Source organism: Achromobacter sp. (genome assembly GCF_036567245.1).
Taxonomy (GTDB): domain Bacteria; phylum Pseudomonadota; class Gammaproteobacteria; order Burkholderiales; family Burkholderiaceae_B; genus Achromobacter.
In genome coordinates this window covers 1-2,072 of record NZ_DATCUY010000325.1, presented here as the reverse complement: position 1 = coordinate 2,072, position 2,072 = coordinate 1, and the positions used below count along the sequence as shown (strand labels likewise).

General features: G+C 67.5%; 2 protein-coding genes. One reads left to right on the top strand and one right to left on the bottom strand.

Annotation, left to right across the window (positions count from 1 at the left end; all coding sequences use genetic code 11):
* A partial coding sequence (gene mltG, locus VIR09_RS14215; RefSeq protein WP_332013448.1) for an endolytic transglycosylase MltG occupies positions 1-846 on the bottom strand: 846 nt, incomplete at its 3' end.
* Positions 847-1,000: 154 nt separating this feature from the next.
* On the opposite strand from mltG, the gene VIR09_RS14210 reads away from it, so the two are divergent.
* Complete coding sequence (locus tag VIR09_RS14210; protein WP_332013447.1) at positions 1,001-1,999, top strand: folate-binding protein; 999 nt, start codon at positions 1,001-1,003, stop codon at positions 1,997-1,999.
* The last annotated feature ends 73 nt before the right edge of the window (positions 2,000-2,072 follow it).

Below are 2,072 nucleotides of genomic sequence, written 5' to 3'. Positions count from 1 at the left end.
GGGAGGCAGGCCCGGCCGGGTATAGGTGTTCCACGGGGTATCGGTTTGCAGGTCGCGCTTGCGGATCCGCCCCTGGTAGTTCTCGCCCATTCCGTAGATGACGGTGGGATCGGTCTGCAGCAACATGCCGATCTTCAAGCGGTTGGTAAACACGCCGGACACGCGGCGGCGATCGGGGCCGTGGCCCGTTTCCTTTTCGATGATCGACGCCAGCACCAGCGCCTCGTAAGGGGTAGCCACCGGCAGGTCGGACTGGCGCTTGGCCCAGGTGTCCTGCAGGATGCGCTGCCCTTCCTGATAGGCGCGGCGCAGCAGATCGTAATCGGTGCTGCCGGGCGTGAAGACATAGGTGTCGGGGAAGAACAGCCCCTCGGGGTGCTTGATGTCCGAGCCCAGCCGTTCCATCAGCGCTTCATCGCTGACGTCGCCCAAGGTCTGCTTGATATCCGGATTCTCGCGCAGCGCCTGGCGGATCTGGCGGAATGTCCAGCCTTCCAGGAAGGTGATCTGGCGCTGGGTCATGTCGCCGCGCGCCAGCCGCTCCAGCAGCAACAAGGGCGTATCGCCGTTGATGGCCTGGTACCCCCCGGCCTTCATCAGCTTGTCCTGTTCCGTCAGGCGCGCCATCCAGACAAAACCGGGTTCCCACATGGGTACGCCGACCGCATTGAGCGCGCGCGCGACCGTGCGCGGGCTGCTGCCCGGGTCCACTACAAAATCGATCCTGTCGGCCGGTAACTGCATGGGCCGGTGCATCCAGCTCCATGCGGCGCCCACGGCCGCCGCGGCGGCAATCACGATGAGCAGGAATGACCACAAGACGTAAAAACGGAGTCGCTTCTTCATAAGTCCCAGAAGTTTAATGGATCGGGCGGAACTGTCGCGGCAAAAGTGGGGCCGGGGTGCCCCGCGCAGCCCTGCGGCCATCGGGGGCTTGCCCCCTGTCGCAAGGGGAAGACGGCTATCATCTGCACTTTGATGTTGCGATAACACCGCCGCCATGCACGCTTTCTACACTTCGATCCCTGTCCGCGCGGAAGGTTGCGCGCAATGCGCGCCGCTGGATGATTTTGTCGTCTTCAGCGCTTCCGGCGCCGATGCCCTGCCCTTCCTGCACGGCCAGCTGACCCAGGATGTCACCGGTCTGCCCGCCGACGCCGCCCGCCTGGCGGGCTATTGCACCGCCAAGGGCCGCCTGCTGGCCACCCTGGTGATGTGGCGCGCCGCCCCCGGCGCGGAAGACGGTCCGCAACTGTATGGCCTGGTGCGCCGCGACCTGTCGCAGGCCCTGCTCAAGCGCTTGTCGATGTTCGTGCTGCGGGCCAAGGTCAAGCTGGCCGCCGCCGACCTGAACGTCGCAGGCGTCCAGGCATCGCCCGCAGAGGCCGCCGCGCTGGAAACCGTGACCGGCACCTTGCCTCGCGCCGCCTGGCAGCGCGCCGATCTGCCGTCCGGTACCTGGATCGCGGCGCCATCGGCCGACGGCCGCCTGCGCTGGTGGTGGATCGCCTCCGACGAACAGCTGGACCAGGCCGCTCCGCTGGCTGCCGCACTCAGCCTGGCGCCCGCGTCACAATGGCAAGTGGCCGACCTGGCCGCCGGCATCCCCTGGATCGCCACGGCCACGCAAGACGTCTTCATCCCGCAGACCGTCAACCTTGAACTCATTGAAGGCGTGAGCTTCACCAAGGGCTGTTATCCCGGCCAGGAAGTCGTGGCGCGCAGCCACTATCGCGGCACCGTCAAACGCCGCATGGCTTACGGCACCGTCGCCGACGCCAGCCTGCAAGCCGCGGCGCTGGCTGGCGTGGACGTGTTCGACGCCACCCAGCCTGGCGAACCGATTGGCCGGGTCGTGGATGCCGCCAGTGACGCCGGCGTGGCGTCCGTCCTGTTCGAAACCACGCTGGCCGCCTTGCCCGAAGGCGATCTGCGCCTGGGCGCGGCGGACGGCCCCCGCATCGCCACGGCGCCCCTGCCGTACTCGATCACGCCTTAAGACGTTTCTCCGTTCGGCGCCGGCCCTACACGGCCACGCCGAACAGCGCGCCCACCGCGGCCGTCGCCGCCAT